The following is a 255-nucleotide window of genomic DNA, read 5'->3' on the forward strand; positions in this document are numbered from 1 at the left end:
CGGCGTTCAAGGTCCGGCCCGGCACGCGGGCGGCACGGTCCCCGGTTACGGCGATAGCGGACCGAAATGTGTCATGGCGATAAGCGACAGCCCCGCGGGGCCTTTTACCGATCCCGTCATGTGCGACTGGCCGGCGGCCAATGCGGCAGGCGCGTTCGACCCTTCCGCACTCGTCGACGAGCAAGCGGGCGGGTCGGTACGCGGATACGCCCTCTGGGGGTGGGATCACGCCCGCGAACCCGGCGACCGGGGCGC

The 255-nt window shown here is 71.4% G+C and carries 1 protein-coding gene; it reads left to right on the forward strand.

From position 1 onward, the window contains the following. A partial coding sequence (locus tag KVT38_RS33860) for a glycoside hydrolase family protein (RefSeq protein WP_217598096.1) occupies positions 1-255 on the forward strand: 255 nt, incomplete at both ends.

It is taken from the genome of Cohnella sp. GbtcB17, from assembly GCF_019091135.1.
Lineage (GTDB): Bacteria > Bacillota > Bacilli > Paenibacillales > Paenibacillaceae > Cohnella.